The following is a 13532-nucleotide window of genomic DNA, read 5'->3' on the forward strand; positions in this document are numbered from 1 at the left end:
GGAAATTCATAACATGGGTACGACCATGGCACTCGGCAACGACGTTCACCTCATCCCCGTCAGGCTCGACGCGCTGCGTCCGACCCAGATGACGGTCGGCTATCGCGAAGTCAAGGCGAAGCGCAAGCACTGGAAGGCGCTGAACAAGCGCGCCCGCAAGGCCGCGATCGAATCGCACTGGTTCCCGGCCGTCCTCGGCCCGGACGGGCTGCACTACATCACCGATCACCACCATCTCGGCCTCGCGCTGATCGAGGAGGGCGAGGCGCGCGTGAACGCGATGCTGCTGAAGGATCTGTCGTGGCTCGACGACACGATCTTCTGGCGGATGATGGAACACAACCAGTGGGTGCATCCGTTCGGCCCGGACGGCTCGCGGCGCGACTATGCGCATTTGCCGAAGGTGCTGACGGGGCTCGAGGACGATCCGTACCGCAGCCTCGCCGGCGAGCTGCGCACGGCCGGCGGCTATGCGAAGGACGCGACGCCGTTCAGCGAATTCCTGTGGGCCGACTATCTGCGCGAGCACGTGTCGCTCGACCAGATCCGCAAGAACTTCGCGAAGGCGCTCGATATCGCGCTGCATCGCGCGCACGACCAGGATGCGCGCTATCTGCCCGGCTGGTCCGGCGTGATTGCCGTCAAACCCTGACCGGCTCCCGGCGCGCACCGCCTCATGACGACCACTCCGATCCGCCCCGACGCGGGGCCGCAGCATCCTGACCATTTCGCGGCGCTCGACACGCCGCCGGCGCCGCGCACGCGACGTATCGGCCTCGATGCGCTGGCCGGCCTGTCGATTGCCGGCCTGCTGATTCCCGAGGCGGTCGCGTATGCGGGCCTCGCCAACCTGCCGCCGCAGGCCGGCCTGATCGCGCTGCTGTCGGGGCTCGTCGTCTATGCGCTGACGGGCAGCAGCCGCTTCGCGATCGTGTCGTCGACGTCGTCGTCTGCTGCCGTGCTCGCGGCGACCGTGCTCGCCGAATCGGGGATGGCGGTGGCCGCGCAGCTCGCGCTCGCGGCGGCGCTCGTCGCGATGACGGGCGTGCTGTTCATCCTGGCGGGCGTCGCGCGGCTCGGCGGCATGTCGGATTTCGTCGCGCGGCCCGTGCTGCGCGGCTTCACGTTCGGCCTCGCACTGACGATCGTCATCAAGCAGCTGCCGAAGATTCTCGCGATTCACGTGCAGCACAGCGATGCGCCGCGTGTGGCGCTCGATCTGATAACCGGCGCGCCGCATGCGGACCTCGCGAGTGCCGTGCTCGGCGCGATCGCACTCGCGCTGCTGTTCGTGCTCGGCCGCGGCTCGCGCGTGCCCGCGACGCTCGTCGTGATCGTGCTGTCGATCGCGGCGGGGTACGCGGTCGACTGGCAGCGGTACGGAATCGCGGTCGTCGGCCATATCGACTTCCGGCACCTCGAATTCGGCTTGCCGCATCTCGACCGCAACGCATGGATGCAGACGGTCGAGCTCGCCTTCGCGCTGATGCTGATCCTGTATGCGGAGTCGTACGGATCGATCCGCAATTTCGCGTTGAAGCACGGCGATACCGTGTCGCCGAACCGCGACCTCGTCGCGCTCGGCTGTGCGAACCTCGTGTCGGGCCTGCTGCACGGGATGCCGGTCGGCGCCGGCTATTCGGCGACGTCGGCGAACGAGGCGGCCGGTGCGCAGTCGCGCTTCGCGGGCCTGTGGGCGGCCGCCGTGGTCGCGCTGATCGTCTGGCTGCTGCTGCCGCAGCTCGCGCGCACGCCCGAGCCGGTGCTCGCGGCGATCGTGATCTTCGCGGTCAGCCACTCGCTGCATCCGTCCGTGTTCCGGCCGTACTGGGCGTGGCACCGCGACCGGCTCGTCGTGATCGCGGCGCTGCTCGCGGTGCTCGTGCTCGGCGTGCTGCACGGGCTGCTCGCGGCCATCGGCGTGAGCCTGCTGCTGACGCTGCGCAAGCTGTCCGAGCCGAACGTCAGCGTGCTCGGCCGGCTGCGCGACAGCCACGATTTCGTCGACGTCGCGAGCCATGCCGACGCGAAGCCGGTGTCGGGCGTGCTGATCGTGCGGCCCGAGGCGCAGTTGTTCTTCGCGAATGCGGACAGGATGCTCAATCGCGTGCGGGCGCTGATGAAGGCCGCACCGGACACGCATACCGTGATGTTGAGTCTCGAGGAAACGCCGGACGTCGACGGCACGACGATCGAATCGTTGCGCACGTTCGCGGCCGAATGCGCGGCGCGCGGGCTGCGGCTCGCGCTCGTCCGGCTCAAGATGCACGCGCTGCATGCGCTGCGCCGCGCGGCGGACGACACGCTGCACGACGACGCGATGTCGGAACTGAGCGTCGACGAGAGCCTGCAACTCTTGCAGGCTGGCCGTCCGCCGGCCGGCAGCGACGGCCCGGGCGTCGCGTGATGGCGCGGCGCCTCGGCGGCGTCTATTGCGAAAGCGCGGCGCTGGCGGCGGTGCGCTCGATCATGTCGATCACTTCCGCGGCCGTCGGCGCATAGGCGCCCGCATGGGCACAGGCGACCGCCGCGCACGCGGCCGCGTAGCGCAGATGCTCGGCGGCCGACGCTTCGGGCCGGGCAAGCTGGCTCGCGAGCCAGCCGCCGATGCTCGCGTCGCCGCAGCCAACCGTGTCGGCAACCTCGGTCGGGAACGCGGGCTGGAACAGCACGGTATCGCGATGCAGCAGCTGCATGCCGGCTGCGCCGCGCGTGACCAATATCGTCGCGTCGGGTGCCCACGCGCGCAGTTGCGCGAGCGCGGCCGCTTCGTCGAGTTCCGGAAACAGCCCGCGCAGATCCTCGTCGGATACCTTGATCCAGTCGGCGATCGCGGTCAGCCGGCGTAGCGTGTCGCGATACGACGGCGCGGCCATCGGGGCGCGGAAGTTCGGGTCGAACGAGATTCGCTTGCCGGCCGCGCGCGCGGCCTGCGCGAGCGCGATCAGGCGCGACGCGAGCGGCTCGCGCACGACGCCGAGCGAGCCGACGTGCACGATGTCGGCTGCGTCGAAGGCGCCGGCGGGCAAGTCGGCCGGATCGAAGGCGAGATCGGCGCTGTTTTCGCCGATGAAGAAGTAGTCCGGCGGTTGCTTCGATACGACCATCGCGAGCAGCGGTGCGCGGTCGACCTGCCGGATGAAACGCATGTCGAGGCCCGCGTCGGCGCTCTTGCGCATCAGCTCGTCGCCGAAGGTGTCGCGGCTCACCGTGCCGGCGAAGGCCGTCGGCGCGCCGAGTCGCGCCCCGACGCGCGCGACGTTCCAGCACGAGCCGCCGGCGATGCTGTGCCAGTGCCGTGCGTCGTCGCGGATGAAATCGGTCAGCGCTTCGCCGAAAACGATCAGGCGGGGAAACGTCGTCGTCATGTGTAAACCTTGTGCCGCGGTATCGTGCGCGGCCGTACGGCGGTTGATCTGAACGGACGGGCGGTGCCGGCCGTCGCGCGTGGCGACGCGCGCCGGCACCGCCCGGCCTCGCGGGCGCGTCGCCGCGATCAGCGCGGGGAACTCCAGCCCTTGTAGGTCTTCACGTTGTCGCGCGTGATGAGCGTCGGCTCGATCAGGATCATCGGGTTGGCCGGCTTCTGGCCGTTCATGATCCCGTAGCCGACGTTGACGGCCTGCTGCGCCATCGCCCACGGATCCTGGCTCGACGACGCCTGCACGAGCGTGTTCGACTTCAGCGCCACCTCGATGTCGGGTGCGCCGTCGACCGACGTGATCACGATGTTCGGGCGGTTCAGCTGTTTCGCCGCGAGATCGGTGCCGATCGCCTGCGGGTCGTTGATCGTGAACACGCCGTCGAGCTTCGGAAAGCGCGTCAGGTAGCCCTGCATCGCGTTCATCCCGCCTTCGCGCGAGCCCTTGCCGTCCTGGTCGCTCGACAGCAGCTTGATGCCGGCGTTCTTCGCGAGCACGGCCTTGCAGCCGTTCACGCGATCGATCACGGCCGACACTTGCGGGCCATTCTCGATGATCACGTTACCCTTGCCGTTCAGCTTCTTCGCGAGGTAGTCGCACGCGAGTTCGCCGGCCTTCACGTTGTTGGTCTGCACGGTCGCGTTCGCGCCGGCCGCCGCGACGTCGACCGCGACGACCGTGATGCCGGCCGCCTGCGCCTTCTTCACCGCCGGCTCGATCGCCTTCGGATCGGTTGCGTTGAGCAGGATCATGTCGACGTGCGCGGAGATGAAGTTGTCGATCTGCGTGAACTGCTTGTTCAGGTCGTAGTCGGCCGACACGGCCGTGACCTTCGCGTTCGGGTTGAGCTGCTTCGCGCGCGCTTCGGCGCCTTTCACGATCGTGACGAAGTACGGATTGCCGAGGGACCCGACCGTGACGCCGATCGATTTCAGCGGCTTGTCGGCCGCATGGGCGGCGGCGGCGCCGAAGGCGAGTGCGCAGGCGACGGCGGTCAGGGCGGCGGTGTGCTTGAACATGTCGTTGTGTCTCCGTGAGGTCTGTTGGCGAACGGGCGCAGGCGGACCTGCCCGCGCGCCGATGGTTGAACGGTGAGGGAAGGGTGTCAGGTCCGGGCCGAGTCGCGCTGGCGATAGCGATCGAGCGCGACCGCGCCGATGATCACCAGCCCCTTGATGATGTACTGCCAGATGTCGGACACGCCCAGCAGCACGAGCCCGTTGGTCAGCACCGCGATGATCAGCGCGCCGATCAGCGTGCCGACGATCGAACCGACGCCGCCGACGAAGCTCGTGCCGCCGAGGATCACCGCGGCGATCGCATCGAGCTCGTACGACTGGCCGAGCTGCAGGCCGTTGGCCGCATACAGGCGCGCGGCCGACATCACCGCGCCGAGGCCCGCGAGCAGGCCCGACGCCGCATACACGAACATCTGGATTGCCCGCACGTTGATGCCGGACAGGCGCGCGGCTTCCGGGTTGCCGCCGACCGAATAGATCCGCATCCCGAGCACCGTACGGCGCAGGATGAACCACGAGATCGCGATCACCGCGCATGCGATCACGACGAGCCACGGCACGCCGAGGATCGAGCCGTTGCCGATGAACGCGAACGGCAGTTGCGGATTGAACACGGTCGTGTCGTTGCCGATCAGGCGCGCGACGCCGCGCACGGCCGTCATCGCGCCGAGCGTGACGATGAACGGCGGCAGGCGCAGGAACGAGATCAGCCCGCCGTTGATCGCGCCGAACACGAGGCCGACGGCGAGCGCGAACGGCACGCCGAGCCAGCCCCAGCCGGGAATGGTCGACGCGAGCAGCGCCGCGACGGCCGCGGCGGCGAGCACCGAGCCGACCGACAGATCGATGCCGCCCGTCAGGATCACGAAGGTCATGCCGGCGGCGAGCACGATGTTGATCGACGCCTGCTGCGTGACGATCGACAGGTTCTGCAGCGAGAAGAAGCCGTCGGTGAGGAAGCCGAAGCCGATGCACAGGACCAGCAGCACCGGCAGCATGCCGGCCGTGCGGATCAGCGATTGCATGCGGGCGCGATGGTCGGCGCCGCGCATCAGGGGCGTGCGGTTGGCGACCGGTTGGGCGGTCGCGGAAGCGAGGTTCCGCTGCTTGGTCGGGTTGATCATTTCGGTACCTTGAAAGAAGAGGGAAATGAAGGGGCCGTGGTCAGTGCGCGTCGGCCAGTTCGGCCTGCGAGCCGGTGGCGAGCGCGATGATCGCTTCCTGCGTGATCGGCGTATGCGTGTGGCCGCCCAGCTCGCCCGCGATCTCGCCTTCGCGCATCACGAGCACGCGGTCGGCGACGCCGATGATTTCCGGCAGTTCGCTCGAGATCACGATCACGCCGACGCCGGCACGGGCCAGTTCGTTGATGATCCGGTAGATCTCGGATTTCGCGCCGATGTCGACGCCGCGCGTCGGTTCGTCGAGAATCAGCACGCGCGGCTTCGTCTCGAGCAGGCGCGACAGCAGCACTTTCTGCTGGTTGCCGCCCGACAGCGCGCCGACGTTGACGTTCGCGTGCGGTACGCGGATCGACAGCGAGGCGATCGCGTCGCGCGCGCGCTCGGCGCCGCGGGCGAGATCGAGCGCGCCGAGCCGGGCATCGCGGTTGCACACGGAGATGTTGATGTTGTCGCGCACGCTCATGTCGAGGAACAGGCCCTGGCGCTTGCGGTCCTCGGTCAGGTAGACGAGGCCCGCGTCGATCGCGTCGCGCGGCGAGTGCGCGCCGAACGTGCGCTCGCCCAGCTTCACGTCGCCGCGCACGCGCGGCTCGGCCCCGAAGATCAGCCGCGCGAGCTCGGTGCGGCCCGCGCCGACGAGGCCCGCAATGCCGAGCACCTCGCCGGCGTGCAGGTCGAGGCTGCAGCCGCGCACGCGCGCGCCGTCGCCGATGTCGCGGACCGACAGCAGCAGGTGGCCGGGGTCGTACGGTGCGTGTTCCTTCTTGTAGAAGCCGGAGATGTCGCGGCCGACCATCATCGCGACGAGCCGCTCGGCCGACAGTGCCGCGCGCTCGAGCGTGCCGACGTACGCGCCGTCGCGCAGCACCGACACGCGGTCGGACAGTTCGTAGATTTCCGCCATCCGGTGGCTGATGTAGATGATCGCGAGGCCTTCCTCGCGCAACTGGCGGATCAGACGGAACAGGTGTTCGGTTTCGCGCGACGACAACGGCGTGGTCGGCTCGTCCATCACGAGGATGCGGGCGCGGGTGTGCACGGCGCGTGCGATTTCGACGAGTTGCTGTTCGGCGATCGACAGCGTGTCGACGAGCGCGTCGGGCCCGAACGGGGCGCCCAGGCGCGCGAGCACGTCCTGGCAGCCGCGCGCCATCGCCGCGCGGTCGATGGTGCCCCAGCGCCGGTTGCCGCGGCGCAGTTCGCGGCCGACGTAGATGTTTTCCGCGACGGTCAGGTTCGGCGACAGGCACAGCTCCTGGTAGATCACCGCGACGCCGGCATCGCGCGCGGCGAGCGGGCCGTCGATGTCGATGCGTTCGCCGTCGATCAGGATCTCGCCGCCGGCGTCGGCGCGATAGGCGCCCGACAGGATCTTCATCAGCGTCGATTTGCCCGCACCGTTCTCGCCCATCAGCGAATGGATCTCGCCCGGATAGACGGTCAGGCTGACGTTGTCGAGCGCGCGCACGGCCGGGAACGTCTTGCTGATCCCGCGCATCTCGAGCAACGGACGGGGCGACTCAGAACGCGACATGGTTGACCTCCTGCGAGTCGGTGCGGGCGCCCTTGAGGATGCCGGCCCGCGGGGAGAAGTTGAAAAACATCGGTAGCGTGGCGGCGCCGATCGCGCCGGCGTCGGCGCCGAACGTGCCGCGCACGAGCACGGGCGTACCGCGCGCCTCGGGCGCGGTGGCCACGAGCGCCGCGCGCAGGCGGGTCGTGACCGCTTCGAGCAGGCCCGCATCGGTATCGGCATCGATCACGACCACCGGCGCGTCGATCACGCACAGCACCGCGCGCAACGCCGGCGCGAGCGCGTCGACGCAATCGTCCATCCATTCGTCGACGGCCGGCAGGCCGCGGGCGATGCACGCTTCGAGATCGGCGCGATTCTCGACCGTCTCGCCGCGATGGCGCAGATGGCGCACGAGCGCATGCAGCGAGGCGCGCGCGAGCAGGATGTCCCACTGGCCGCGCGGCGGCGGCGCGGACGCGAGGCGGCTCGGCGGCACCGGAATCACCGCGATGTCGCCCGCGTTGCCGGTCACGCCGCGCAGGCAGTCGCCGTCGACTGCGATCCCGCCGCCGATCGCCGGCCCGATGAACAGGTAGACGAAGTCGTCGCACTGCCGACCGTACCCGTAGAACAGCTCGGCGATCGCGGCCGCGTTGCCGTCGTTTTCGCCGAATACGGGCAGCGACAGCGTGCGGCCGAGGTCGGCCGCGAAATCGACGTCTTCCCACGCGCGGAACGTGTCGGGCGCGAGGCCGAGCTCGCGCATCCACGCGCCGAGGTTGTACGGCTGCGCGACGCCGATGCCGGTCAGGCGGGCGCGGTCATGGTCGGGGAGCAGGGCCTGCATCGCATCGATGTCGTGACGCACGATCTCGAGCACGTCGGCGGGCGGGGGAAGCAGCGTGTCGTGCGAGCGGCGGCCGAGGACGTCGCCCGCGAAATTGACGAGCGCCGTCTCGATGCGCATCCGGTCGAGATGGACGCCGATGCCGAACGCGCCGCGCGGATCGAGGCGGATCAGCGAAGCCGGCTGGCCACGCTGGCCTTCGGTGCGGCCGGCGAATTCGATCAGCTTCGCGTCGGCGAGCGACGCGATGATGCTGCCGACCGCCGTACCCGTCATGCTCGCGAGACGGGCGAGATCGGCCTTCGATGCGCTGCCCGCGCGGCGCAGCGTCTTCAGCAACAGGCGCTCGTTGTAACGGCGCACGTTGGCCGAATTGCTTCCCTGGCCGAAGTGCGGGCTTCTCATGGCGTCTCCTTCCATGTCGCACCGCTCGGCGGCGCATTAAATAAATCACGTTGATTTATTTAACCCCGTGAGCGCCCGGATGTCAGCCTAGGGAAATCCCGGGGCATTACATCAGACGTTTGGTATTAGAGGTCGACGCGCGGTGGCGGAGCAGTGCACTAGCGAGCGATGGTGGTCCCCTCGAGCAATCGACCGATCGCCGGCGTAATGGCAAGCATGAGGTCGGCCGGCTGCGGATGCCGAGCGATATTGATCGCGCTCGTCATTTTCGCGAATCGCTGCTCGGTCTCGGCTTGTCGTTGGATGATGGCGCGAGCATTCTCCAGCAGGTCTTCCGGCATTGCGTTGCCGTGCTCCTTGAGGTCGAGCGCCGCGAGGCCAGCGTTGGCGAGCCGCGCAAGATCATCCGAAATGGGCAGTGCCGCCTCCAGCAGCGGCCGCCCCTTTGCCGCCTGGGCGAAGGCGGGTGCGTTGTCTCGCCACAGCGTCAGGTGCCGGACGAGCGACGCCACGCGGCTCTTGTCTCCCGACAGGTAAGCGTCGACATCGAGTTCGAAGGCCCTGGCGGTGAGGCTGTCCGCCGACGCTCCGTCAGCCAGTTCGTTGAAGTGCTGGGGTCGAGGCTTCTTGCCCAGGATGAGTGCCGCCAGTACCTTGGCATGCGCGCGGCCGCGTACGGGTTCCACGACATCGAGCAACGTGAGAATCGGGGCAACGTCGTCCGGCGCCAGTCGCGCTGCAATCCGGCGCCTGTTGACGTCGTCCTGCAGCCCCAGAATGCGCAATCTTTCCTGGGTGACGATCAACCGGCGATAGAGATCCGCGCTATCGCGAACCGAGGCTGGCGACCAGAACCGCTCGGCGAGTGCCGCTGTTCGCGGCCACAGCCGTCCTTCAATTTCGTCGGGAGAGAATTCGCCACCCCAGAGTGCTACTTCCGCGCCGATGACGCGCTTCTTCTGACCTGCCGACAGCGGCGGCAAAGGCTTGGCGACATGGTGTTCGTTAACCAGCCAGCTCAGCGCGGGGTTACCGCGAAGTTCGGCGAGAACGCCCGGCGTGACGGTGCTCGCGGCGCTTGAATCGAAGGGGTCGAGCGCATAGAACTTGGCGGAGGGCCATAGGTAGTCGAGATAGTAGCCCGCCGACACGATGACTCTATTGCCGTCGGCGGTGGCGAGCGCCGTCGAATTCGACGAGCGCCACGCTTGCACGATGACGTCTTTCGGCAAGGGTCGATCGGCGATCTCGTCCCATCCGATCATCGTTTTCCCGTGCCGCGCCAACATCGCATCCATCCGGCGAACGAAGAGCGCCTGGAGATCCTCCTTGGCAGTGATGCCATGTGCTTTCATGAATGCCTGGATATCGGCATTCCCGGCCCAGGCGGCGCCCGCTACTTCATCGCCACCGGTATGAATCCAGGGCCCCGGGAACAGCTGGGCCATTTCTCCGAAGAGGTTATCGAGAAACTGATAGGTCGCTTCGTTCACCGGATTGATCGCCGCGACCGCCCGTAATGCAGGTTTGTCGGGATCGATCGGCGTGGCGGAGAGTTCGGGATAGGCTTTCAACAGCGCGAACGAATGGCCCGGCATGTTGAATGTGGGGACTATCGTGATGCCGCGATCGCTGGCATAGGCGACGAGCTCACGGATTTGCTGCTGCGTGTAGTACCCGGATGTCATGCTGGTCAAACGCGGATAGCGCAGGCTTTCAACCCGAAAAGCATTGTCCCCGGCCAACTCCAGATGCAGGACGTTGAGCTTGACCCGTTCCATCGCATCAATCTGGCGCTTGATGGTCGAGACGGAGATGAAGTTCGTCACTGCATCAAGCCACGCCAGGCCAGCCGTGGCTTGTCGTCGACGGTAGCGAAATGAAGGGTGGCGCCGTCGCCGAGATCGACGAGCTGTCGTAGTGTTGCGAGGCCCCGGCTAACGCCGATCGGCTCCTCCGCACTGAGCATGATGCCTTGCGCTGTCACGGCAAGGTGATAGCTTTCTTTGGCGGTCAGCGCGTCGGGCATTGCCGACGACTTGCATGAGATCGTGAGCGCAGGCCCGTCGGGTTTGTTGAATTCGAGGCCGGTCAGACGCTCCACGTCGTGCTGAAAACGTGCCACGGCATGATCGGCGAAACCTTCGCCGCAACCGTTCGTGGTTACGCGAAATGCGCCTGCGATCGGCAGCGTGCCTTCATTGACCGCTATGTGTGCGGGTTGAGGCAGCATGCTTGTTTTTGCAGTGACTTGCGTTGGAATGCCTGGCGAGGCGGTATCGGCCATTGCGCCGGCGTTGCCGGCCAGGAGCAATACCATAAGTAATCCAGATCGAAACATATCGCGCATTCCTTTGAATCCTTGTGTAAGGGCTGGCTCTTTGGATGCGATCCGCGTTCCCCTTGCCGTGCCCCCGGTCGAGGGCGAGCAGAGCCGTTTCGGCAAGCACCGCTCCGGTTTCGAGTCGCGGACGTCGTGCTGCCGAGGGGGCATGTGGTTTTCTTTCATGTCGTCTTGGGTTCAAAGCAGTTGGCCAGTGATGCGAAGCTGGTTCTGCACCGCGGTGACACCCCGAACCCGCCGCGTCGCTTCCAGGGCAAGCCCCGCCTGCGTCGTGTCGGCGACGCTCCCCTGCAATGTGGCGATACCGTCGCGAACGCGAACGATAATGCGCGTTGCGTTCAACCCTTTCGCGCGTGCCAGTGCGGCTCGGACGCGCCGCGCGAGAAGCCGGTCCTCGGCTTTGCGCTGCTTGTCCGCAGCCGCGTCGGGCGTGGACTGCTGTACGGCGTCGGACGACGGTGGGTCGACTTCTGATCCGTTCGACGCGGTGGGATGCGTGCTGGCCTGAGCGGAACCGGCGACACATGCCGAAATCAACGCCAGAAGCGGAATCGCTCGAGCAAGGTTCTTCATCGGGTGTTTCCTCGTGCGGTGAGGTGGGGGAGCAAGTCGAACCACGCATCGGGTGGTGGCGGATAGGCAAGCGGCATGTCTAGAAGCGCGTCATCAGGCCGACCGATACGCCCGTCGTCGCGCTCGCGCCAGGTCGCAGGTTCAGCCCCGCGAGGTTCACTGGATCCCGCTTGTAGGCTCCCGTGAAACCATTGCGGTCCACTTCCGCATAAATTTCGGTTCGCTTCGACAGGAAATATTCGGCGATCAGATACGACGTGATCTTGTGTCCGTTCGCTCCCGGGACGTTGCCGAGGTTGCGGCCGATATCGTCGTAGAGCGCGCCGGTCAATTGGAGAGAGGGCGTCATCTGCCAGATCAGCCCGACGAGCGAAAGATTGTCGCGCCGCGTCGCGCCGCCGGCATGCTTCGCGGTCACGTCGAAACTGGCATTAGCCACTTGCACGCGCACCGGCCCGAGTTGCAGCATGCCGCCCGCCATGATCGTCTGCGCGGCCTGCGTGCCGTCAGGACTGTAGGTCTTGCCGTAGGACACGCCGACGGTGGCGCCTTGGTACTGATACAGCCCCGCTGCGGAGAAGTTGGTGCCGGCACGCTGATTGCCGGCTACGCCACCGGGCGAATAGCTCGCGGAAAACCGGAGGCCGCCAGCCTCGCCAAGGTACTTGATCGTATTGTTGAACCGCGGATCGACCGTGAAATAGTTGCCGAGAAACAGCACGCCCGGCTCCGTCGCGAATGGTCCCAGGCCGCCAGCCGGATCGAGGAGGACGCCGAGATCGCCGGACGCGTTGAACTGTCTGCCGAGCGTGACGCGGCCGAAGGGGCCGCTCACGCCAACATAGGCCGTCTGACCAAACAGGGCCGCGGCAGGCTGCAGCGTTCCCGTGCCGATACTGAACTGGCCTGCAAGCGCGAATATCGCCTTGATGCCGCCGCCGAGATCCTCCCGACCTTTCAGTCCGTACAGGTTGCCGGCGACCGAGTTGTCGTCGAAACCGGCCTGGCCGCCGCCTTTGACGCCGTTTACCCAGCGTATCCCGCCGCCCAGCGTGCCGAACAACGTCACGCTGGACTGAGCCTGGGCGAGTCCTGGTAGTACGGCCAGCAATATGGCCGACAAGGCTTTTTTCACTGCAGTCTCCTGTTTGTATGTTTTGTGTACGGCTTCTTGGCACCGCACTTGCACCGGGCAAACGGCGGCGTTCCACGCGGAGCGAGGCGTAACGCACCGAGCACGTCGTATTGCAGGTCCAGATGCAACTTACAAGTAGTGTGTATTGCTTGTCAATTGAGCAAAGCCTCGGATTGGACAGCCGTCAGCGGCCCGCTACGATCCTGGAGAATCGGCGGTACGACTCGGCGTTGCGGAAGGGAGCGGGGCGCTCGTGACAACCGGCGCCGGACTGGAAAACCGGGCTGGTCAGTCGGCGGAGCGCCGCTTGCCGGTCTTGTTGCGATTGCTGTCGATGTTCTGCTTCGGTACCGGCTGGCGCATCCCTTCGGTAATCAGCCGGATTGCCAGCTCGCGCCAGAGGTGGAACGCGGCGGTGACCTCGCCGAGATCGCCGCCGGTGACCACTTTGACGGTGAGCCCACGGATCACTGCGCCGGTGAGCCATTCGACCCGCTTGACTGTTTCTCCGGCCGGGCTGCCCACGGCTTCGATAACACCGTCGCTCAGATTCGAGAATCCGTCGGTGAAGCGCCCGTGAACCGCGGCGATTGCGCGATCGAGCTCGGGATCGCTTCGCCTGGCCAGTTCGATTTCCATGCTCGCGGCAAACAACGGTGTGCCGATCAATTCTCCAGCCACATCCAGCAACCGCTCAATGCGTTGGAGCGGGTCCGCTACGTTTTGCGCCGCCTCCTGAATGCGCATGAGGCGTGCGCTGATGAGTTGTTCCTGCGCGGCCGCCATCAATTCCGCCTTGGTCGGAAATTGATGCTGCATGGCACCCATGCTCACGGCTGCAGCTTTTCGAATGGCCAGCGTGGTCGCCCCCGAATAGCCGACGGTGTGCAGCAAGTCGATCGCGGCGTTCAAGACTCGCTCGCGTGTCGCTTGGCTTCGTTCTGCTTGCGTGAGTCGGCGTGCGTGCAGTTTGTCGCGAGGGGGTCGATCTATCGTCATTTCCACTTGTGCCTCGATCGTGGGCATCGTCATATCGTGTTCAATCGGTGCCGACTGCGCCGGATGTGCAGGATTCGCCTATTGCGGC

12 protein-coding genes are annotated in these 13532 nt (G+C 66.7%); 2 read left to right on the forward strand and 10 right to left on the reverse strand.

Translation table 11 applies throughout. The features are described from left to right. Positions 1 to 25: 25 nt before the first annotated feature. Positions 26 to 652, forward strand: a complete 627-nt coding sequence (locus CFB46_RS11625) for a ParB-like protein (RefSeq protein ID WP_027784309.1) — start codon at positions 26 to 28, stop codon at positions 650 to 652. Positions 653 to 676: 24 nt separating this feature from the next. After that, complete coding sequence (locus tag CFB46_RS11630) at positions 677 to 2407, forward strand: SulP family inorganic anion transporter (RefSeq protein WP_089500018.1); 1731 nt, start codon at positions 677 to 679, stop codon at positions 2405 to 2407. A 22-nt stretch (positions 2408 to 2429) separates the two neighbouring features. Here CFB46_RS11630 and CFB46_RS11635 read toward each other — a convergent pair whose 3' ends face one another. From CFB46_RS11635 to CFB46_RS11680, 10 genes are all read right to left on the reverse strand, one after another. Further along, positions 2430 to 3368, reverse strand: a complete 939-nt coding sequence (locus tag CFB46_RS11635; protein WP_089500401.1) for a carbohydrate kinase family protein — start codon at positions 3366 to 3368, stop codon at positions 2430 to 2432. Positions 3369 to 3496: 128 nt separating this feature from the next. Beyond that, on the reverse strand, positions 3497 to 4441 hold the full coding sequence (locus CFB46_RS11640) for an ABC transporter substrate-binding protein (RefSeq protein WP_089500019.1): 945 nt from the start codon (positions 4439 to 4441) through the stop codon (positions 3497 to 3499). An 86-nt stretch (positions 4442 to 4527) separates the two neighbouring features. Then, entirely contained in the window at positions 4528 to 5565 is a 1038-nt protein-coding gene (locus CFB46_RS11645) for an ABC transporter permease subunit (RefSeq protein ID WP_027784313.1), read from the reverse strand. Between the two features lie 40 nt (positions 5566 to 5605). After that, on the reverse strand, positions 5606 to 7159 hold the full coding sequence (locus CFB46_RS11650) for a sugar ABC transporter ATP-binding protein (RefSeq protein WP_027784314.1): 1554 nt from the start codon (positions 7157 to 7159) through the stop codon (positions 5606 to 5608). Then, entirely contained in the window at positions 7146 to 8393 is a 1248-nt protein-coding gene (locus CFB46_RS11655) for an ROK family protein (protein WP_089500402.1), read from the reverse strand. Before CFB46_RS11655 ends, CFB46_RS11650 begins: the two co-directional genes overlap by 14 nt. Positions 8394 to 8551: 158 nt before the next feature. Continuing rightward, entirely contained in the window at positions 8552 to 10222 is a 1671-nt protein-coding gene (locus tag CFB46_RS11660) for a beta-N-acetylhexosaminidase (protein ID WP_179235058.1), read from the reverse strand. Next, positions 10219 to 10743: a glycoside hydrolase family 20 zincin-like fold domain-containing protein gene (locus CFB46_RS11665; protein WP_179235059.1), complete on the reverse strand. Its 525-nt coding sequence runs from the start codon at positions 10741 to 10743 to the stop codon at positions 10219 to 10221. Before CFB46_RS11665 ends, CFB46_RS11660 begins: the two co-directional genes overlap by 4 nt. Before the next feature lie 171 nt (positions 10744 to 10914). Then, on the reverse strand, positions 10915 to 11310 hold the full coding sequence (locus tag CFB46_RS11670) for a BON domain-containing protein (RefSeq protein WP_089500022.1): 396 nt from the start codon (positions 11308 to 11310) through the stop codon (positions 10915 to 10917). A gap of 79 nt (positions 11311 to 11389) precedes the next feature. After that, positions 11390 to 12445: a porin gene (locus CFB46_RS11675; protein WP_089500023.1), complete on the reverse strand. Its 1056-nt coding sequence runs from the start codon at positions 12443 to 12445 to the stop codon at positions 11390 to 11392. Positions 12446 to 12733: 288 nt separating this feature from the next. Beyond that, on the reverse strand, positions 12734 to 13357 hold the full coding sequence (locus tag CFB46_RS11680; RefSeq protein WP_227789508.1) for a TetR/AcrR family transcriptional regulator: 624 nt from the start codon (positions 13355 to 13357) through the stop codon (positions 12734 to 12736). Positions 13358 to 13532 lie beyond the last annotated feature (175 nt).

Source organism: Burkholderia sp. HI2761, assembly GCF_002223355.1.
In the GTDB taxonomy this organism is placed as follows: Bacteria; Pseudomonadota; Gammaproteobacteria; order Burkholderiales; family Burkholderiaceae; genus Burkholderia.